Below are 20,570 nucleotides of genomic sequence, written 5' to 3'. Positions count from 1 at the left end.
CGCGCGGTCGGCACGCCCTCGCGACCGACGTGGTCCCACGCGCGCGGTCGGCACGCCGCCCCTCGCCTGACGCGCCGCCACACACCCGGCCGGTGTGTGGACATATCGGACCGACCGTGTGCAGAACCTGCTGACCATGGGCCGGAAGGTCGCCCTGTAAGGGTGGTCCCTCCGGCCCATTCGGTTGAACCGGACCGTTGCGGCTGCCCGTGGACCACCCACTGTCCCGATCATGACGGAGACGACAAGCGTGGAGGTGCAGCGGTGAGCACAGAGACAGACCCCGCCGGCGGTGCCAGGGGCGTCTTCCGTACCAAGACGGTCGAGCAGTCGATCCGGGACACGGAGGAGCCGGAACACGCACTCAAGAAGTCCCTCTCCGCCATGGACCTCACGGTCTTCGGCGTGGGTGTCATCATCGGCACCGGCATCTTCGTGCTCACGGGCAAGGTGGCGAAGGAGTCGGCGGGCCCCGCGACAGCGCTGGCCTTCGTCGCCGCCGGCATCGTCTGCGCGCTGGCGGCCCTCTGTTACGCCGAGTTCGCCTCCACGGTCCCGGTGGCCGGCTCGGCCTACACCTTCTCCTACGCCTCGCTCGGCGAACTGCCCGCGTGGATCATCGGCTGGGACCTGGTGCTGGAGTTCGCCCTCGGTACCGCCGTCGTCGCGGTCGGCTGGTCGGGCTATGTCCGCTCCCTGATGGACAACGTGGGATGGAATCTGCCCGCCGCGCTGCAAGGGCCAGATGTGCCGGGCGGCGCCTTCGACCTCCTGGCCTTCCTACTGATCCTCGTGCTGACCGCGATCCTGGTGCTCGGTATGAAGCTGTCCGCCCGGATCACCGCGATCGTCGTCGCCATCAAGGTCACCGTCGTTCTCATCGTCATCTTCGCGGGCCTGTTCTTCGTCAAGGCCGCCAACTACGAGCCGTTCATCCCCGATGCGCGGGGCCAGATCGAAGGGTCCGGCTGGGACGCGCCGCTGGTGCAGCTCCTGTTCGGCTACGAGCCCACCAACTTCGGCGTCATGGGCATCTTCACGGCCGCCTCCATCGTCTTCTTCGCCTTCATCGGCTTCGACGTGGTGGCCACCGCCGCCGAGGAGACCAAGGTCCCGCAGCGCGACATGCCCCGAGGCATCCTCGGCTCGCTGTTCATCTGCACCGTGCTCTACGTCGCCGTTTCGCTCGTGGTCACCGGTATGCAGCACTACAGCCGACTGTCGGTCAGCGCCCCGCTCGCCGACGCCTTCAAGTCCGTCGGGCATCCCTTCTACGGCGGTGTCATCAGCTTCGGCGCGGCCGTCGGCCTGACCACCGTGTGCATGATCCTGCTGCTCGGTCAGACCCGGGTGTTCTTCGCCATGAGCCGCGACGGGCTGCTGCCCCGGTTCTTCTCCGTGACCCACCCGCGCTTCCGCACCCCGTACCGGCCGACGATCCTGCTGGGGGTGCTCATCGCCGTCATCGCCGGCTTCACCAGCATCAACGAGCTGGCGACGCTGGTGAACATCGGCACGCTCTTCGCGTTCGTCGTCGTCGCGATCGGCGTCATCGTCCTGCGCCGCACCCGGCCGGACCTGCCGCGCTCCTTCCGCACCCCGTGGGTCCCTCTCGTCCCGATCCTCTCCGTGGCCGCCTCGGTCTGGCTGATGCTCAACCTGCCGGCCGAGACGTGGTTCCGCTTCGCGGTGTGGATGGCGTTCGGCCTTGTCGTGTACGCCCTGTACGGCCGCAGGAACAGCCGCCTCGGGCGCGTCGGCCCGGACGCCGTCTACTAGTTCTTCCTGTGGCTCAGGCCGGATCAGTGAGTGGTGGGCCCCACCTCAAGGGGTTCAACACCACTGATCCGGCCTTGGAGTTCGGCCTTCCCGCCGCCCAGGCCTTCACCGGCTGGCGCGAGGGTCTGCCCGGCCGCGGGGCGTGCCTCGGGGAAGCGGTCCGGTCGCCCGTCACCGACGTGACAACCTCCGTTCGACTCGTCCGACCGGTCAGGCGGGCGCGCCGGCCAGGACTTCCACCTTGCCGGTGTCGAGCGAGTAGTAGGCGCCGACCACGGCAAGGGCGCCCTTTCCCACGAGTGGGGCCAGGTCCTGGTTGGAACGCAGATCGGCCGCGGTCAACTCGACCTGGGCGCGGGCCATGGTCTCGACCGGTTCGGCGCCACCCTCCCGGACTGCCTGCTCGTACGCCGGCCGCAGGGCCTTGACGATCGCCTGCAGGTTGCCGGGCAGCGGCTTGTCGTCACGAAGGGACTTGTACGCCGACTCGACGGCGCCGCAGCGCTGATGCCCGAGGACCACGATGAGGGGGGTGTCACTCGTCATGGGCCCGTACTCGACAGAACCAGTGACCACCGGGCCGACCGCCTCCCCACCCGTGCGCATCACGTAAAGGTCACCCAGGCCGGTGTCGAAGAGGAGTTCAGGCGGCACTCGGGAGTCGATACACGAGAGGATCGCCCCGAAAGGCTCCTGCTCCTGGGCCACGAGCTGACGCCGGTTCGGGTCCCGGTCGGGGTGCTGAAGGTCTCCGCTCACCCAGCGCTTGTTGCCTTCCATCAGCCTCGCGAATGCCGAGGCGGGGGTGGTGGGCCGGGCTTTTGGCGAAGGGCTGCCCGCCGAGGAGGCGGCCCTCGTCGATGAGCACCCGGCGAGCGCGAACATGGCGCCCACAAGTCCGCCGGCAAGCAGCGTTCTGCGATCCGGGAGCCCCGCTCTGTCCATCGGTCGTTCCCCTCGATTCCGCTCAGGCATGTCCCTGCGGTTGACCAGACCAATTGTTCAGCCTGGAGTGGGTCCCCCGGCAGCAGGCGCAAGCGGGCACGGGCTACATTGCCGCAGACGGCCCACAGAACCGGCTGGCGAAGCGCTGCTGCGCCAGCGTGAGGTGTTCTTCGCCTGGGCGGCCCGGCACGAAGAGCGCCTCGGTCTCGGTGCCGGCGTCGCCGAGGTACGAGATGCCTACGCGCGCACGCGCGGCCGGCTGGCCTCCCGCCCTCAAGACGGCTTCGGCGCGGCCGAGTTCGACCGTGCCGTCTACCGGGCCCTCGGCCGCACCGAGCGCTGGACGGGACTCGCGGACGGCATCCGCGCCTACCTGCGCGACGGCAGCACCGAGCTGCTTCGTCCCAAAGAGTCCTTCGACAGCCGGGGTTCCCGTACGTACGAGTCCGCCAACCGCACCGTGAAGTGCGCGGACGGGCCCGCTCCTTCGCCCGCCCGCGTGGTGACCGACCTACGGCGTGCTCGACGATCGGACCCGCGGCCCGTCCTCACCGGGATGGAAGCATCCGTCTGCGCCTACTGGCACCACCAGCCCGCCCTCCGCACCCGGCTGGGCAGCCCGAAAGCCCCACGCGTCCTGCTGGTCGCATCCGAGCACGACCCCGTCACACCGATCGAGGGTGCGCGGCAACTGACCCGTCGACTGCCGGGATCACGTCTCGTGACCCTGCACGACGACTACTCGCACGGCGTCTTCGCCAGTCGTGGCAACGCGTGCGTGGACGATGCGGCGTCCGCGTACCTGATCCACGGAACCGTTCCGGCGGCGGATGTGAACTGCGCCGGGCCCGGCCTGCCGACACCCTGACCGCTCTTCACTACAGGAGACCTCCTATGAGCCACCCCCCGCACCAGCGCTACAGCCTGCGCCCTGCCACCAGGGCCGACGTGGAAGGCACACGCCGACTCATGCTCGACACCTTCTACCGCGACTTCGGGTACGGCTACGTGCCGGCATGGCACCGCGACGTCATCGATATCGGGGCCACCTATCTCGACGACCCCCGCCACCTGCTGCTGGTCGCCGTGCACGACGGTGAAGTGGTGGCCACGACAGGCGTACGGTCGGCGGGACCGGCCCATCCGCCGCACCCCCGCTGGCTCGCCGAGCGCTACCCGTCGGGTACCACTGCCCAGCTCGTGCGGGTCTACGTACGGCCGGAGCACCGACGGCACGGTCTGGCGCGGACGCGGAGCGGCTGACGCGGAGTTCTGCGGCGACTTGCTGAGGGATCGCGCCGTCCTTGATCCGCTGTGCGGCTCCGGCGCGGGTGGACGCGTTGACTCGTTGGACGCCCGGTCGGTAGCCCGTGGGCTTGCTGGGCTGCGCGGGCGCCGACTCCGCGCTACAGCATGGAGGTCCGTTGCTTATGAACACCGTCGGGTCATGACCGCCCCGACCTCCCACCGTCATGTTCAGCGAGGACATAGCCGAGTTGACACCGACCGGCCCCGTCTGCGGACGGTCGGCGCCCAGGACCCGCTCGGTGTCGGTGAGGGTCTGCTCCAGCGGGAGGGACCGCCCGCCTCAGCTCCCCCGCCGACCGGTAGGCACCAGCGATCACGGCCTGAGGGGAGACCTTCACCGCTGAGAGTACGTCAACGCTCCCTTGTCCATTTTCGCGCCGGTCAGGTCCGCACCCCGCAAATCCGAGCGGGCCAGGTGCGCGCCCTGCAGGTAAGCGTGAGCCAGGTGCGCGCCCTGGAGGTCGGCGCCTGTCAGGTCGGCGCCTGTCAGATCGGCGCCGGTCAGGTCGGCGCGGGCCAAGTGCGCGCCCCGCAGGTCGGCGTGGGCCAGATAGGCCTTGGTCAAATCGGCGGATGTCTTGCTCTGTTCAGTGGACAGGACAGACAGAGCTGCGGCTATATCGGTTCCCAGGCGTGGCTTCGTGGAGGTGGGGGACCACCATGTGGCAAGTGTGGTGGAGCGGGTGCGTATGAATGCGGAGAGGGCACGAACCACCGTGCGTTCGTCTCGTGGGGAGTCCTCCAAGATGCGCTGGAGGCCGTAGATACTGCCGAGGCGTGTCTCGAGCGAGTCGGAGCCCAGGTTCTGCATGGCTGTGTTGTACCGGTCGGTGATCTGTCCGTCGCGGGTGATCTCTTGGTCGCTGTTGACCTGCTGGATGGATATCCATGCGAAGGTGGCAACGGCCAGTGTGGCCGTGCTCGCCAGCAGTCCCACAGCGCGTTCAATCCGCGCCCACCACGTAGCCTCGTCCACGGCCGACCCGCCGGCCTGCGGAGCGAGCGGCAGCATCGCGGCGAGCTCCCTGACGAGCTCCGGGTTCTGCGCCAGGATCCTGCGGACCTGTAGGCGCAGCGCCGCCACCGCGTCCGGGTCTTCCCCGCCTACGGCGAGGTCGGCCACCGCCGATTCCAGCCGCCCGCGCTCAGGGGCATGGTGTAAGAGCCGGGCCAGGATCCGCGGGCCCAGGTGCATCGTGGCGTCCGCAGGCGCGTCCTGCGCCCGGGTGAGCACCTCCGCCCCGTACGCCCCCACCGCCGCGCTGATCACCGGCACAACCTGGCCCACGATCACCTCCACCTCGGACACGACAACCCCCATACAGCAGCTGGCACAATGTCAGATACGCCTCAGCGTATCTACTCGCGCGTCGGCGGCGGCCCTGTCGTATCGACGGCTTACCGCCCTGGGAGAGGCGGCTCGACTACGGTGCCACGTGACGCGGGGTCAGCTCGTCGGTTCGTCAGGAGTTGCCTGTTCCGCCCAGATGATCTTGCCGGTCTTCGTGTAGCGAGTGCCCCATCGCCGGGCGAGCTGCGCGACAATCAGCAGTCCCCGGCCTCCCTCGTCCGTGGTCCGGGCGTGGCGCAGGCGGGGTGAGGTGCTGCTGGCGTCGGAGACCTCGCAGATCAGGGCGCGGTCCCGGATCAGGCGCAGCGAGATCGGTCCGGTCGCATGGCGGATGGCGTTGGTGACCAGTTCGCTGACGATCAGTTCCGTGGTGAACAGCAGATCGTCCATGCCCCACTCCGACAGCGTCCGACCGGCGAGGCTGCGGGCATTCGCGACGGCGGCGGGGTCGGAGGGCAGGTCCCAGGAGGCGACCCGGTCCGAGCCCAGGAGGTGCGTCCGGGCGAGGAGCAGGGCGACGTCGTCGGACGGCGGACCGGTCAGCAGGGCGTTGACGACGTTGTCCCCGATCTCCTCCAGCGTCGGCCGCGTCACCGCGAGGGCGTTGCTGAGCCGGGAGAGCCCGACGTCGATGTCGCGATCGCAGGTCTCGATGAGGCCGTCGGTGAAGAGCCCGATCAGGCTGCCTTCGGCCAGCTCCAGCGTGACGGATTCAAAGGGCAGGGAGCCGAGACCGAGCGGCGGTCCGGCGGGCAGGTCCAGGAAGTCGACAGAGCCCTCGGGGCCGACGACCACCGGCGGGAGGTGGCCGGCCCGAGCCAGCGTGCACTGTCTGCTGACCGGGTCGTACACGGCGTACAGGCAGGTGGCGCCCATCATCGCGGCGCCGACGCCCTGGTTCTCGGCCGCCGCCGACCCATCGCTGCCGCGCGCCTCCATGAGGCCGATGACCAGGTCGTCCAGGTGGGCCAGCAGTTCGTCGGGGGGCAGGTCCAGATTGGCGAGGGTGCGCACTGCCGTGCGGAGCCGCCCCATGGTTGCCGCGGAATTGATTCCATGTCCGACCACGTCCCCGACGACCAGTGCGACCCGGGTCCCGGAGAGGGGAATCACATCGAACCAGTCACCACCCACACCGCTCGGCGCATCCGCCGGGTAGTACCACGACGCCACGTCCAGGGCAGATCCGCCTGTCAGCTCCTGCGGCAGCAGATAGCGCTGCATCGAACGGGCCGCGGTGCGCTCCCGGGTGAAACGGCGTGCGTTGTCGACACACAGAGCCGCACGGGAGACCAGCTCCTCGGCGAGACGTACATCGTCTTCCTCGAAGGGGCCCAGACGCCCGGACCGGACAAACGTCGCCACGCCCAGGGTGACGCCGCGGGCCCGCAGCGGCACCACCATCACCGAGCGGAAATGGAACTCGCGGATGACGGCGCCAAGCGACGGGTCCATGGCCACCCACGAACCGGAGGAGGAATCCAGGTCCTCCACCAAGGTCCTGCTCTCCAGAAGGCAGCGGGCGACGGGCGAGGACGGGTCACGCTGGACCGCTTCCCCCACGGCCAGTCTCGCCTCCGGGCTGCCCTCACGCACCGACTTCTGCCCCGCGCGACGAATGACGGGGCCGGTGTCGACCGGCCCGGGGTCCGGTTCCTCGCCTCTGATGACAGAGTCCAGCAGATCGACGGCGACGAAGTCGGCGACCGACGGCACGGCGTTGTCGGCCAGTTCCTGCGCGGTCAGCGGCACATCCAGCGCGCTGCCGATACGGGCACTGGCGTCGTTGAGCAGGGCCAGGCGCTCCTGGGCCCGCCAGCGCTCGGTGACGCTGATGATCATGTACCAGACACCCACGGTCCGGCCGTGGCGGTCCTTCATCCCGAAGAAGGAGGCCGAGTACGCACGCTCCCGGTGGGGATCTGCGTAAGTGGGGCCGCGGAACTCGTAGTCCATCACCGGAGCCCCGGTCCGAAGGACCGACTGCATGTTCTTCTCGAACGCCTCCGCCTCCAGCCTGGGCAGCACCTCCTCCACCCGCCGCCCCAGGCGCTTTTCGAGTGGGATCAGGCGCGCCAGGATGTCGTTGACCCAGACGTAGCGCAGATCCGTGTCCAGGACGGCGACACCGACCGGTGCGTGTGCGAGAAACGGTTCGAGCCTCAGCTGGCTGACCCCGCCGCCCGGCATCCGCCAGAAGGCACGTTCCGGTGGCCGGCCGACGAACCTGCCGAAGGCCAGCGCGGCGACCGTGGCGACCAGCACGCCCGGAACCATTTCGTAGATGCCCGACTCGAACGGCCCGAGCAGCGGATTGATCTTCTTCCAGAGAAGCACCGTGGCCGCGCCCGACACGATTCCGGCCATGGCCCCCGCCCATGTCATACGCGGCCAGTACAGCGACAGGAGGACGACCGGCCCGAACGCCGCTCCGAAACCGGCCCAGGCATAGGCGACGATGTTCAGCACTCCGCCACCGTTGAGCGCGATCAGGCAGGCGACCAGAATCACCACCACCACGGTGCCGCGACCGACCCACACCAGCGACCTGTCCGAGGCCCGGCGACGGAGGAACGCCCGGTAGAAGTCCTCGGTGAGCGCGACCGACGACACGAGAAGCTGGCTGTCCGCGGTCGACATGATCGCGGCCAGTACGGCGACCAGCATGGCCCCGGCGACCCAGGGATTGAGCAGTGCCTGGCTCAGGGCGATGTAAACGGTCTCCGGGTTGTCCAGCGGTGTGCCGACTTGCCCGGCTCCCACCAGGCCGACGAGGATGGCGCCGGCGAGCACGACGAGCACCCAGCCCGTTCCGATACGCCGGGCCGCCGGGACGGCATGGGTGCTGCGGATGCCCATGAAGCGGGCCAGGATGTGCGGCTGACCGAAGTAGCCGAGGCCCCAGGCGAGCAGCGAAACGATGGCCACAGCGCCGAGGGAGCCGCCTGCCGTCCACTGACCATCGGCGAAGCGTGCCTCGGCCCCTACGTCCAGCAGGGCCGGCGTCTTGCTGTCGAGGGCGTCCTTCAGCGCCCCGAAGCCACCGAGCGTCCCGATACTGATCGCCGGGAGCACGATGAGGGCGAGGAACATCAGAATGCCCTGCATCACGTGGGTCAGGCTCACCGCGAGGAAGCCGCCGAGGCAGGAGTAGACCACGATCACCAGGGCGGTCAGGGACACCGCGAGTTCGAAGTCGACGTCGAAGACCTGCTCGAACAGCAGCCCACCGGCCACCAGACCACTGGCGACGTAGACGGTGAAGAACACGACGGTGACCGCCGCCGAGACCAGCCGGAGCATCCGGGTACGGTCTTCGAATCGCTCCTCCAGATAGGCCGACAGACTTACGGCGTTTCCGGCGCGCTCGGTGTAGGTGCGCAGTCTCGGCGCGACGAACAGCCAGTTGAGGTAGGTGCCCATCGCCAGGCCGACGGCGATCCAGCCGGCGCCGATGCCCGCCGCGTACACGGCCCCGGGGAGTGCCAGGAACAGCCACCCGGACATGTCGCTGGCACCTGCGGACAGGGCGGCGGCCAGCGGGCTGAGTCTGCGGCCGCCGAGGGCGAAGTCGGCGAACGTACGGGTGCGGGGGTATGCCCAGACGCCCACTGCGATCATGACAAGCACATAAACGATAAATGTGGCCAGGATCGGCGCGCTCAGGTCGGACATGTCTTCCTCGCCTGCGAGGCTGATGAGCACAAGCACGGCCAGTGGCAGGTCTGCACTTGCCCTGTCATACAAATCTACAGATTCTGCGCCGACAGGGACGGCCGACGTCCTCCTCGCGGGTGCCTTGACCACAGCTCCGGCCGGCCTCGCAGTGCGGCCGGCCGTGGAGGAGCCCGCCGGGCCGGCGGGCAAGACGTGGGTGAGCTCGTCCTACCGGGCCGCCCGGAGCCGGTCGGCACGTCGAGTTCGTTCTCGATCGCCGGTTCCGAGCGGTCCCCGGGCCGGGGCCTGGGAAGCATCCCTCCGCATGGCCACGGGACGGGCGCCGCCCGCCCACGCCCGTCGTCCGTACGTGGCGCACGGACAGCCCCAGCGACGCCGGGCACCCCACCGGGCCCGGCGTCCGCAAGCCGCACGGACAGCCCCAAGGCCCCCACCGAACCCGGCCTCCCCACGTGCTCACCGGCAGCCCCCAGCTCAGCGCAACCTCCCCCGTGGCTTCAGGGCCACCGGCGGCAATCCGGAAGCGGGCTTCCGGCCCCGTACGCACCGCCCGGGTGCGTACCGGGCGGACCTCGTCCGCGTCAGGCGGTGTCCATGCGCCGGCGCACCGAGCGCGGACCGGCGCACTGCGCTCCGTACCGCGTCACCCGCTCCCGCAACTCCCGGTCGGCGGTGACCACGACACAGGGCCGCCCGGCGCCCGTTGCCGCAGCGGCCAGCTCGGTGATCAGGTCGTCGCCGCTGCCGTACGCCGCCTCCACCCGCACCCCGGGCACCGAGGCGACGCCCCGCGCGGCCCCTTCGACGACAAGAACGATCTCCGCGGGACCTGTCGCCGCCGACTGCCCGCCGGGAGCCGCCAGCGAGTCCCGCAGCCGTGCGGCGGCGCCGTGGCGGTCCTGCCACCACCGGTCCGGCACCGAGCCGACCACATTGGCGCTGTCCACGATCACGACTGTGTCCACGGGACCAGCATCCCAGGGCCGCGGCGCAGCGGCCGGAGCCGGGCTGAGACAATGACCACGGTATGAACGACCCCGCACCCGATCTGTTTGGACGCACTGGACCTGCCATGACTGCTGTGCGTGCGACGACGCTCCGAGAGCCGGAGGGGACCGGCTCCGAACGACTCTCGGGCGACTGGCTGACCCGGGGCAGGGACGGACTGCTCACCGCCTGCGCGCCCGCAGAAGGCGCGGTACTGCGCTGGACACAGCAGGGAGCGGGCTGGATCGGCCCCGACCGGCTGCCCGCACCCGGCCTGCTGCCCCGGCTGACCGTCGCCCAGGGGGCGGACGGTTACATCCACCTGGTGGGCATGCGCCGGGTCGGCTCCGGCGACGGAGTCGAGCTGGTGCACGCAGTGCAGTTCCAGACCGGGCGGCCGCTGCTGGGCTGGGATGCGATCGGGCACCCCAACAAGGATCCGCGGTGGACGGGCGACCCGGCGGCCGTCGTCGACGGTGAAGGCCGCCTTTGCGTCGCTCTGCGCAACGGCGGTTCCGGCGTCAGCTGCCGGAGCCAGGCGACCCGCGGTGGCTGGGGGCGCTGGCAGGACCTCGGCGGCTTCGGAGTCCAGGAGTCCTTGGCCGCGGCCGTCGACGGTGCAGGGCTCGTCGAGCTCTTCGTGCCCGACCAGAAGACGATCGCGCGGTACACGCAGGAGAAGCCGGGCGCCCCCTTCGCCCTGGCGGACCGGCTGGGCGTGCATGCCGTGCCCGGCACGCTCTCGGCGCTGGCCACAGTGTCCGGCTCGGTCTCTCTGTTCTTCGTCGACGACGACGGAGTCGTCCAGGTCTGGGCCCCGCAGCGGGACCCGCAGCCCCGGCCGCTGATGAAGGCGGCCGGTACCGGTCCGCTCCACCTCGCGCCGGCGATGATCGAGGGCTACCCCTGCACCGTCCTCGCCCAGGAGACGGGCGAGGGGTCCGAGGTCGCGTTCGCGGCGTACCCGGCGGAGAACGAGGAAGCGGGCGCTTGGTGGACCCCTACCTCCACCGGCACCGCCACCGGCACGGAGGGCCCGATGCCGATCGCCCTGCAGGAGCACGGTGACGGCGGGCTGATCGCCGTGGCCCTCACCGGCGACGGCGTACCGATGGCCACGCGTCAGAAGACGGCGGCCGGCGGATTCGCGCTGGGCCGCTGGAAGCCGCTGGTGTGAACGGGCGGCAGCGACGGGCCGGATGACGCGTACGCAGTCTGCGGTGGACCGTCACTCCGCACCGCGGTGCGCCGACCGGGCGTCCGTCACGGTGACCAGTACGCCGGCCGCCTCCGCCGACGCCTCGGAACTCATCCGCACCCTATGGCTGAACTCGACGGGGTCGAACGGGACTTCGGCCTCGGCCGCGCTGCGAACGTGCCCGCGCGGTCGACTGCTCCGGCTTCATGCGGCTGGTGTGGGGCTGTCGCGCCCGCTACCCGCTCGCCGCTTCCGACCGGGTGGGGCGACGGCCTGCGGCGCACCGCCGACGCCATGGCCCGCTCCGACATCGGCGCCGAGGTCCCCGCCCAAGGGCCTGGACGCCTCCGACCGGCTCACCGCACCGGGCGTGCTACAGCCGGGCGACCTGGTCTTCTTCGACCTGGACGCGCGTACCAAGAAGCGCCTCGACCACGTCGGCATCCACCTCGGCCACGACACCGACGGCCACATGATGCTCGTCTCCTGCCGCGAGGAAGCGAACGGTCCGACGATCGGCGACAAGAGCGGCACGTCCCGCCTCGACGGCAACGGCTACTACGCGACGACCTTGGGCAGCGCCAAGCGCCTCTGACCGGCGCCGGACACGCGGAACGGGCCGTACGGGATCTCTCCCGTACGGCCCGCTCGCCGTTCCGACGGGTCTTACGCGGGGACGCTGGCCACGCCCGGCGCCAGGAACCGCTTGCCGTTCACACGCTCCGAGACACCCTCACGGTCCAGGTACGGCGTGATGCCGCCCAGGTGGAAGGGCCAGCCGGCGCCCGTGATCAGGCACAGGTCGATGTCCTGGGCCTCGGCCACGACACCCTCGTCCAGCATCAGGCCGATCTCCTGCGCGACCGCGTCCAGGACGCGGTCGCGCACCTGCTGCTCCGTCAGGACGGTGTCGCCCTGCTTCAGAAGGGCGGCGACCTCCGGGTCCAGCTCCGGCTTGCCGGAGTCGTACACGTAGAAGCCGCGCTTGCCCGCCTCGACGACCGCCTTCAGGTTCGGGGAGACCGTGAAGCGGTCCGGGAACGCCTTGTTCAGGGTCTCCGAGACGTGCAGACCGATGGCCGGACCGACCAGCTCCAGCAGCACCAGCGGCGACATCGGCAGACCGAGCGGCTCGATGGCCTTCTCGGCGGTGGCGACCGGGGTGCCCTCGTCGATGACGTTCTGGATCTCGCCCATGAAGCGGGTCAGGATGCGGTTCACGACGAACGCCGGGGCGTCCTTGGTGAGGACCGCGGTCTTCTTCAGCTTCTTGGCGACACCGAACGCGGTGGCGAGCGAGGCGTCGTCCGTCTTCTCACCACGCACGATCTCCAGCAGCGGGAGGACGGCGACCGGGTTGAAGAAGTGGAAGCCGACCACGCGCTCCGGGTGCTTGAGCTTGGCGGCCATCTCCGAGACCGACAGCGAGGAGGTGTTGGTGGCGAGGATCGCGTGCGCCGGGGCGACCGCCTCGACCTCCGCGAACACCGTCTGCTTGACACCCATCTCCTCGAACACGGCCTCGATGATGAAGTCCGCGTCCGCGAAGCCCTCGGCCTTGTCCAGCACACCGGTCACCAGGGCCTTGAGGCGGTTGGCCTTGTCCTGGTTGATCCGGCCCTTGCCGAGCAGCTTTTCGATCTCGGCGTGGACGTAGCCCACACCCTTGTCGACGCGCTCCTGGTCGATGTCGGTCAGCACGACCGGCACCTCCAGGCGGCGCAGGAACAGCAGCGCCAGCTGAGAGGCCATCAGACCGGCGCCGACGACGCCCACCTTGGTGACCGGGCGGGCCAGGCTCTTGTCGGGCGCGCCGGCGGGGCGCTTGCCGCGCTTCTGCACCAGGTTGAAGGCGTAGATCCCCGAGCGCAGTTCGCCGCCCATGATGAGGTCCGCGAGGGCGGCGTCCTCGGCGTCGAAGCCCTTCTGCAGGTCGCCGTCCTTGGCGGCCTCGATGATGTCGAGGGCGCGGTAGGCGGCGGGGGCGGCACCGTGCACCTTGGAGTCCGCGATGAAGCGGCCACGGGCGACGGCCTGGTCCCAGGCCTCGCCGCGGTCGACGTCGGGGCGCTCGACGGCGATCTCACCGGTGAGGACCTTGGCGGTCCACAGCAGGGACTGCTCCAGGAAGTCGGCGCCCTCGAAGAGGGCGTCGGCGATGCCGAGCTCGAAGACCTGCTTGCCCTTGAGCTGCTTGTTCTGGTTGAGCGAGTTCTCGATGACGACCGAGACCGCGCGGTCGGCGCCGATCAGGTTCGGCAGGATGGTGCAGCCGCCCCAGCCCGGGACGAGACCGAGGAAGACCTCGGGCAGCGAGAAGGCCGGGATCGCCCGGGAGACGGTGCGGTACGAGCAGTGCAGACCGACCTCGACACCGCCGCCCATGGCAGCGCCGTTGTAGTACGCGAAGGTCGGGACCGCGAGGCCCGCGAGGCGCTTGAAGACGTCGTGCCCGCCCTTGCCGATGGCGAGCGCGTCCTCCTGGCGCTTCAGCAGCTCGACGCCCTTGAGGTCGGCGCCGACGGCGAAGATGAACGGCTTGCCGGTGACACCGGCACCGACGATCGTGCCCTCGGCGGCCTCCTTCTCCACCTGGTCGATCGCGGTGCTCAGGTTCGCGAGCGACTGCGGTCCGAAGGTCGTCGGCTTGGTGTGGTCCAGGCCGTTGTCCAGCGTGATGAGCGCGAAGCGCCCGGCGCCGGCGGGGAGGTCGAGGTGGCGCACGTGCGCCTGCGTGACGACCTCGTCGGGGAAGAGCTCCGCGGCGCCCTTCAACAGCTCAGCGGTGGTGCTCACTTGCCCTCCCAGTGGGGGTTTTCCCAGATGACCGTGGCGCCCATGCCGAAGCCGACGCACATGGTGGTGAGGCCGTAACGGACCTCGGGCTGCTCCTCGAACTGCCGCGCGAGCTGCGTCATCAGACGCACGCCGGAAGAGGCCAGCGGGTGGCCGAACGCGATGGCGCCACCGTACTGGTTGACGCGCGCGTCGTCGTCGGCGATGCCGTAGTGGTCCAGGAAGGCCAGGACCTGGACGGCGAACGCCTCGTTGATCTCGAAGAGGTTGATGTCCTCGATGGACAGGCCGGCCTTGGCGAGGGCCTTCTCGGTCGCCGGGATCGGTCCGTAGCCCATGACCTCCGGCTCGACGCCGGCGAAGGCGTACGAGACGAGGCGCATCTTGACCGGGAGGTTGTTCTCGCGGGCGAAGTCCTCGGAGGCGATGATCGAGGCGGTGGCACCGTCGTTGAGCCCCGCGGCGTTACCGGCGGTGACGCGGCCGTGGACGCGGAACGGCGTCTTCAGACCAGCCAGGCTGTCCAGGGTCGTTCCCGGGCGCATGGGCTCGTCGGCGGTGACCAGACCCCAGCCGGTCTCGCCGACTTCGGGATTGGTGCGGCGCACGGAGACCGGCACCAGGTCCTGCTGGATCTTGCCGTCGGCGTACGCCTTGGCGGCCTTCTCCTGCGAACGCACGGCGTACTCGTCGGCGCGCTGCTTGGTGATGTGCGGGTACCGGTCGTGCAGGTTCTCCGCGGTCATGCCCATGAACAGGGCCGACTCGTCGACGAGCTTCTCGCTGACGAAGCGCGGGTTTGGGTCGACGCCCTCGCCCATGGGGTGGCGGCCCATGTGCTCGACACCGCCGGCGATGACGGCGTCGTACGCGCCGAAGGCGATGGAGCCGGCGACGCTCGTGACGGCGGTGAGGGCACCGGCGCACATGCGGTCGATGGAGTAGCCCGGTACGGACTGCGGCAGCCCGGCGAGGATGCCGGCGGTACGGCCGAGGGTGAGGCCCTGGTCGCCGATCTGCGTGGTCGCGGCGATGGCGACCTCGTCGATCTTCTTCGGGTCGAGAGCCGGGTTGCGCCGCAGCAGCTCCCGGATGGCCTTCACGACGAGATCGTCGGCGCGGGTCTCGTGGTAGATGCCCTTCGGGCCCGCCTTGCCGAACGGGGTGCGGACGCCGTCGACGAAGACGACATCCCTGACGGTACGAGGCACGATGGCTCTCCTCCAGGGTGCGGGGTTGCACTGCTGCGGCGCGCAACGCCTGAGCGTGCGCTTGCTTCCCCCATGCTACTTACGGGTAACCATGCTGCCCAGCCCCCTGGAGGCGGGGCGGTGAAGGTCACACGTTCGGGGTGCCGGCGCGGGTGCTCCGCAGGGCCTCTCCGGGCCGGGGCGAGGCCGGGGCCCGGGCATGCGCGGACGGCTCGGGAGGCGGAACGCCGGCACAGCCGGGGATGGCGGAGCAGGCAACGCTTCGGCGCGGTACGACGTCCTGGGCGGAGGACCCGGAGGACAGGGGCCTGGTCGGGCCGGTCAACGGTCCCCATCGCCGTGGCCGGCCCCGCGCGAGGGGCGCTGTGGTTGTGCCGGTCAGCAGTGTCAGCGGGTGCTCTTCCGGAGCGGCGCAACACCACCGAGCGTCGTGCCCGGCGGCGGCGCCTGGTTGGGGTCACCTGCCGAGGACAGGTTTCATGCCGCGGGCGCGGCGTCGGCAGGGCTCCCGATCGCCGTGGCCCCGCGCGGACGGCGCCTGGTGGTGCCGGTCAGCTGTGCCGGCGTGCTCGGCCGGGGCGGGCACAGCGGCATCGAGCGTCGTGCGCCCGCGGGCGGCGCCTGGTTGGGGTCATCTGCCCGAGGGCCGCGACAGCCCCCGCCGGGACGGCACCCGGCAGGGGCCGCGTTCGGGTGAGCCACCGGTCGACCGTCGCCGGGAAGGGCACACGGGCCGAAGGCCTGCGAGGCGCGTCAGCGGAGCACCTGGCGCCCGGCGGGGGGGCCTACGCCGAGGCCGCCACCAGTGCGCCCACCAGCAGCGGAGCGACCAGCAGGATCTGCCACTTCCTCGCGCCCAGCGAGGTCAGCAGATGTGTCACCGACTCCGGCGTCACCGGTGACGGCGGCTCCCAGCAGATCCGGCGCACCGTGTCGGGCGTGATCAGGTTCTCCTGGGGCACGTTCAGTTCCTCGGCCAGCGCCGACACCGCCGTACGCGCAGCCGACAGACGCGCGGCCGCCGCCGGATCCTTGTCGGCCCAGGCGCGGGGCGGCGGCGGACCGGCCACCTGCTGGCCCGGCTGCGGGAGTTCGGCGTCCGGCAGGGCCTTGGCCCGGTCGATGGCGGCCTGCCACTGCTCCAGCTGACGCCTTCCCATCCGGTGCCCGAAACCGGGCAGGGCCGTCAGGGCGTGAACGTTCGCCGGCAGCGCGAGCGCCGCTTCGATGATCGCGGTGTCGCCGAGCACCTTGCCAGGCGACACGTCGCGCCGCTGCGCGACCCTGTCGCGGGCCGTCCACAGCTCCCGTACGGCCGCCATCTGACGGCGCCGGCGCACCTTGTGCATGCCCGACGTACGCCGCCAGGGGTCCTTCCGCGGGGGCGCCGGCGGGGCCGAGGCGATCGCGGCGAACTCCTGGACCGCCCAGTCCAGCTTCCCCTGCCGCTCCAACTCCTTCTCCAGCGCGTCCCGCAGGTCGACCAGGAGCTCGACGTCGAGGGCGGCGTACCGCAGCCATGGCTCGGGCAGCGGACGGGTGGACCAGTCGACTGCGGAGTGGCCCTTCTCCAGGGCGTAGCCGAGAACGCCCTCGACCATCGCGCCGAGCCCGACGCGCGGGAAGCCCGCGAGGCGGCCGGCCAGCTCGGTGTCGAACAGCCGTGTCGGCACCATGCCTATTTCGCGCAGGCAGGGCAGGTCCTGGGTGGCGGCGTGCAGGATCCACTCGGTGTCGGCGAGGGCCTCGCCGAGTCCGGACAGATCGGGGCAGCCCACCGGGTCGACGAGCGCGGTGCCCGCGCCTTCGCGGCGCAGCTGCACCAGGTAGGCGCGCTGGCCGTAACGGTAGCCGGAGGCACGTTCGGCGTCGACGGCGACGGGGCCGGTGCCCGCGGCGAAGGCCGCGATCACCTCGGCGAGCGAGTCCTGGTCGGCGACCACCGGCGGGATGCCGTCACGGGGCTCCAGCAGGGGGATCGGCAGCCCGTCGGAGGGTACGCCGTCGTCCGGAGGAGCGCCCCCGGTGGTTCGCAGTGATGTCTGCGCTGCGGTCTCTTGGGCGTCGGTCACGAGTCAAGGGTATCCGCCCGCCCGGCCGTCTGACCTGCACCTTCGGTCAGGGGCCACGCTGACCTGCGAAAACGCGTCTCAGTGGTTCTCATCGTTTCACTGCGATTGCTGCTACCGAGTGCCCCGGACGTGCGCTCGGCGGTCACTCGCACGCCGGTTCCTGCACTTCGAAGGCCGTGATCTGCATGCCGGGAGCGTTGTGTGCCGGCGGGCACGATCAGTCCCGGGCGCGAGGCTCCTGGAGTTTCGGACGTCCTGCCCGCCCGGCCGTCTCACCGGCACGCAACCGGCGTCCGCCTCGGCTGATGGGGCCACCGCCCGGTGCGGGACGCTACGCGGATGTCGAACAACTCAAGGGTGCGAACGGAATGCGCCCGTCGACGGAACGTTCCGTCGACGGGCACCGAGATGTGTCGGGCGTTTCAGTGGATGATGCCGGTACGCAGAGCCACCGCCACCATTCCGGCCCGGTCACCCGTGCCCAGCTTGCGCGCGATACGGGCGAGGTGACTCTTGACCGTCAGTGCGGACAGGCCCATCGAGACGCCGATCGCCTTGTTCGACTGGCCCTCCGCCACCAGACGAAGCACCTCGACCTCACGGCCGGACAGCTCGCGGTAGCCGCCCGGGTGGCTCGGGACACCCGGGGGGCGGCGGTGCATGCGGCCTGCCGCGGAGCCGAGGGGAGCGACGCCGGGGCGGGTGGGGTGGCCGATGTTGGTACGGGTGCCGGTGACGACGTAGCCCTTGACCCCGCCGGCGAGGGCGTTGCGCACGGCGCCGATGTCGTCGGCGGCGGACAGCGCGAGCCCGTTGGGCCAGCCCGCGGCGCGCGTCTCGGACAGGAGGGTCAGCCCGGAACCGTCGGGCAGGTGGACGTCGGCCACGCAGATGTCGCGCGGGTTGCCGACGCGGGGACGGGCCTCCGCGATGGACGATGCCTCGATCACGTCGCGGACCCCGAGTGCCCACAGGTGGCGGGTGACGGTGGAACGGACGCGCGGGTCGGCCACGACGACCATGGCCGTCGGCTTGTTCGGGCGGTAGGCGACCAGGCTTGCGGGCTGCTCGAGAAGAACGGACACCAGGCCTCCTGGAAAGGTGCGGGACGGGGCCGGCTCGGGGGTGAAGCCGGGGCGAACCGTGCAGTTAGGTCATTGACCTCTTCGGCACCAAACCCGCCCGCCTTTAGAGAATGATCACGATTCAGTGAGTAACAATCGGGGCAATTCGGACAGGCTATCGATCATCCTACGAGCGAGCAGCGCCGCAGCTGCCTGCCCGCGAGCGGGCGGGGCGCGTGGTGGCACGGCCCGTGCCAGTGTCCCGGGGAGTACGCGGCACCGACGTTCAGGGCTGCTGCGGCCCGCGGCGCTGGGGAAGGCTCACCACACCCGTCGTGCCGTCCGCGGCACCGGCCGGCGACGGGGGCAGCCCGGCGACCTGGCAGAGCAGATCGCACCAGGCAGCGAGGTGTGCGGCCGTGTCCGGGACGCCCTCCGCGTCCTCCCGCGGCGTCCATGACGCACGGATCTCGATCTGGGTCGCCGGGCGGCGGTCGGACAGTCCACCGAAATAGTGAGAACCCGCTCGGGTGACGGTGCCGCTCGCCTCCCCGTACGCCAGCCCGCGCGCCTCCAGCGCGCCCGTCAGCCAGGACCAGCAGACCTCCGGCAGCAGCGGGTCGGCCGCCATCTCCGGCTCCAGCTCCGCCCGCACCAGCGTCACCAGACGAAAGGTGCCCTGCCAGGCGTCGTGGCCCGCGGGGTCGTGGAGCAGGACGAGCCGGCCGTCGGCGAGATCGTCCTCGCCGTCGACGACCGCGGCCTCCAGGGCGTACGCGTACGGGGCGAGCTTCTGCGGCGGCCGGGTCGGATCGATCTCGATCTCCGCTCGCAGTCGGGCGGACCGCAAGGTGTCGACCGCCTGGCGGAACGCGCTCGGCACCCCGCCCTGCTCCGTGTTTTCCGGCGCATCGTTGCCGTTGGAATGATCGGAAAAATGTCCCTGAGCCGCAGCCATGCGGGGAAGAGTAAGGGGAACGGGGCCGTCGCGCAGGGAGGGACACCCTGCCCGGGGCGGCCACTTCTTCCGCACGTGCGAAGATTCTGGACGTGAGCGCCAACGACCTTCCCCTGACTCGAGGCTCCGCCCGAGCGGGGGACACCCCGACCCGGGACCGGCAGAAGATGACGTACGACTCAGCGTTCCTGAAGGCGTGCCGGCGTGAACCCGTGCCGCACACGCCGGTCTGGTTCATGCGGCAGGCCGGGCGCTCGCTTCCCGAGTACCTGAAGGTGCGCGAGGGCATCCCGATGCTCGACTCCTGCATGCGGCCCGACCTCGTCACCGAGATCACGCTGCAGCCGGTACGGCGGCACAAGGTCGACGCGGCGATCTTCTTCAGCGACATCGTGGTTCCGCTCAAGGCCATCGGTGTCGACCTCGACATCAAGCCGGGCGTCGGCCCGGTCGTCGCCGAACCGATCCGCACCCGCGCCGATCTGGCACGTCTGCGGGACCTGACGCCGGACGACGTCCCCTACGTCACCGAGGCGATCAGGGCGCTCACCGGAGAGCTCGGCACGACCCCGCTGATCGGCTTCGCGGGCGCGCCGTTCACCCTCGCGAGCTACCTCGTGGAGGGCGGGCCCTCCCGCAACCACGAGAACACCAAGGCCATGATGTACGGCGACCCGCAGCTGTGGGCCGACCTGCTGGACCGCCTCGCGGAGATCACCTCCGCCTTCCTCAAGGTCCAGATCGAGGCCGGCGCGTCCGCCGTCCAGCTCTTCGACTCCTGGGTGGGTGCGCTCGCGCCCGCCGACTACCGGCGTTCGGTGATGCCCGCCTCCGCGAAGGTCTTCGATTCGGTCGCCTCCTACGGCGTCCCGCGCATCCACTTCGGCGTCGGCACGGGAGAGCTCCTCGGCCTCATGGGCGAAGCGGGCGCGGACGTCGTCGGTGTCGACTGGCGCGTCCCCCTCGACGAGGCCGCCCGCCGGGTGAGCCCGGGCAGGGCGCTCCAGGGGAACCTGGACCCGGCCGTGCTGTTCTCGTCCCCGGAGGCGGTGCGCACCAAGGCACGCGAGGTGCTGGACGCGGCGGCGGGCCTGGAGGGCCATGTGTTCAATCTCGGACACGGTGTGCTGCCGACGACGGACCCGGACGCGCTGACGCGGCTGGTGGAGTACGTGCACGAGTCGACGGCGCGCTGAGAACACCCGGACACGCCGTTCGCCGCG

Annotated in this window: 13 protein-coding genes and 2 pseudogenes; 6 read left to right on the top strand and 9 right to left on the bottom strand. The window is 70.6% G+C overall.

Annotated features, from left to right (window positions below; translation table 11 throughout):
* Window positions 1-264: 264 nt before the first annotated feature.
* On the top strand, window positions 265-1,779 hold the full coding sequence (locus ACH5AF_RS26595) for an amino acid permease (RefSeq protein WP_398904893.1): 1,515 nt from the start codon (window positions 265-267) through the stop codon (window positions 1,777-1,779).
* Between the two features lie 210 nt (window positions 1,780-1,989).
* Here ACH5AF_RS26595 and ACH5AF_RS26590 read toward each other — a convergent pair whose 3' ends face one another.
* A complete protein-coding gene (locus ACH5AF_RS26590; RefSeq protein WP_398904891.1) occupies window positions 1,990-2,559 on the bottom strand; it encodes a carbonic anhydrase in 570 nt (189 codons plus the stop codon).
* 328 nt (window positions 2,560-2,887) lie between these two features.
* Here ACH5AF_RS26590 and ACH5AF_RS26585 point away from each other — a divergent pair, with 328 nt between their 5' ends.
* Window positions 2,888-3,592 (top strand): alpha/beta hydrolase, encoded by a 705-nt coding sequence (locus ACH5AF_RS26585; RefSeq protein ID WP_398904890.1) that lies wholly within the window; start codon window positions 2,888-2,890, stop codon window positions 3,590-3,592.
* A 26-nt stretch (window positions 3,593-3,618) separates the two neighbouring features.
* A pseudogene (locus tag ACH5AF_RS26580) lies at window positions 3,619-3,972 on the top strand (GNAT family N-acetyltransferase); the annotation flags it as partial.
* A gap of 394 nt (window positions 3,973-4,366) precedes the next feature.
* On the opposite strand, the gene ACH5AF_RS26575 reads toward ACH5AF_RS26580, so the two are convergent.
* From ACH5AF_RS26575 to ACH5AF_RS26565, 3 genes are all read right to left on the bottom strand, one after another.
* Window positions 4,367-5,341, bottom strand: coding sequence for a pentapeptide repeat-containing protein (locus ACH5AF_RS26575; RefSeq protein WP_398904889.1), 975 nt, complete (start codon window positions 5,339-5,341; stop codon window positions 4,367-4,369).
* A gap of 138 nt (window positions 5,342-5,479) precedes the next feature.
* Window positions 5,480-9,058 carry a sodium/proline symporter PutP gene (gene putP / locus ACH5AF_RS26570; RefSeq protein WP_398904887.1) on the bottom strand — a complete coding sequence of 1,193 codons (3,579 nt, stop codon included), beginning with the start codon at window positions 9,056-9,058 and terminating at the stop codon, window positions 5,480-5,482.
* A 584-nt stretch (window positions 9,059-9,642) separates the two neighbouring features.
* On the bottom strand, window positions 9,643-10,026 hold the full coding sequence (locus tag ACH5AF_RS26565) for an NTP pyrophosphohydrolase (protein WP_398904885.1): 384 nt from the start codon (window positions 10,024-10,026) through the stop codon (window positions 9,643-9,645).
* Window positions 10,027-10,133: 107 nt separating this feature from the next.
* On the opposite strand from ACH5AF_RS26565, the gene ACH5AF_RS26560 reads away from it, so the two are divergent.
* Window positions 10,134-11,225 (top strand): hypothetical protein, encoded by a 1,092-nt coding sequence (locus ACH5AF_RS26560; protein ID WP_398904884.1) that lies wholly within the window; start codon window positions 10,134-10,136, stop codon window positions 11,223-11,225.
* Window positions 11,226-11,416: 191 nt separating this feature from the next.
* Window positions 11,417-11,841 (top strand): annotated as a pseudogene (locus tag ACH5AF_RS26555) (NlpC/P60 family protein); the annotation flags it as partial.
* A gap of 71 nt (window positions 11,842-11,912) precedes the next feature.
* Here the strand turns inward: ACH5AF_RS26555 and ACH5AF_RS26550 are convergent.
* The 5 genes from ACH5AF_RS26550 to ACH5AF_RS26530 all read right to left on the bottom strand — a co-directional run bounded on the left by ACH5AF_RS26550 (window position 11,913) and on the right by ACH5AF_RS26530 (window position 19,347).
* Window positions 11,913-14,042 (bottom strand): 3-hydroxyacyl-CoA dehydrogenase NAD-binding domain-containing protein, encoded by a 2,130-nt coding sequence (locus ACH5AF_RS26550; RefSeq protein WP_398904882.1) that lies wholly within the window; start codon window positions 14,040-14,042, stop codon window positions 11,913-11,915.
* Window positions 14,039-15,253: a thiolase family protein gene (locus ACH5AF_RS26545; RefSeq protein WP_398904881.1), complete on the bottom strand. Its 1,215-nt coding sequence runs from the start codon at window positions 15,251-15,253 to the stop codon at window positions 14,039-14,041. Before ACH5AF_RS26545 ends, ACH5AF_RS26550 begins: the two co-directional genes overlap by 4 nt.
* A 785-nt stretch (window positions 15,254-16,038) precedes the next feature.
* Window positions 16,039-17,325 (bottom strand): HRDC domain-containing protein, encoded by a 1,287-nt coding sequence (locus ACH5AF_RS26540; RefSeq protein ID WP_398904879.1) that lies wholly within the window; start codon window positions 17,323-17,325, stop codon window positions 16,039-16,041.
* Between the two features lie 422 nt (window positions 17,326-17,747).
* Window positions 17,748-18,410, bottom strand: a complete 663-nt coding sequence (locus ACH5AF_RS26535; RefSeq protein WP_215176464.1) for a response regulator transcription factor — start codon at window positions 18,408-18,410, stop codon at window positions 17,748-17,750.
* Window positions 18,411-18,675: 265 nt separating this feature from the next.
* Complete coding sequence (locus tag ACH5AF_RS26530) at window positions 18,676-19,347, bottom strand: DUF3000 domain-containing protein (RefSeq protein WP_398904877.1); 672 nt, start codon at window positions 19,345-19,347, stop codon at window positions 18,676-18,678.
* A 167-nt stretch (window positions 19,348-19,514) separates the two neighbouring features.
* Here ACH5AF_RS26530 and hemE point away from each other — a divergent pair, with 167 nt between their 5' ends.
* Complete coding sequence (gene hemE / locus ACH5AF_RS26525) at window positions 19,515-20,543, top strand: uroporphyrinogen decarboxylase (RefSeq protein WP_398905089.1); 1,029 nt, start codon at window positions 19,515-19,517, stop codon at window positions 20,541-20,543.
* Window positions 20,544-20,570: the final 27 nt, after the last annotated feature.

Origin of the sequence: Streptomyces sp. NPDC018833 (genome assembly GCF_044390825.1) — a bacterium.
Lineage (GTDB): Bacteria > Actinomycetota > Actinomycetes > Streptomycetales > Streptomycetaceae > Streptomyces.
The sequence above is the reverse complement of the archived record's forward strand: the minus strand, read 5'-3'. Positions and strand labels throughout refer to the sequence as shown.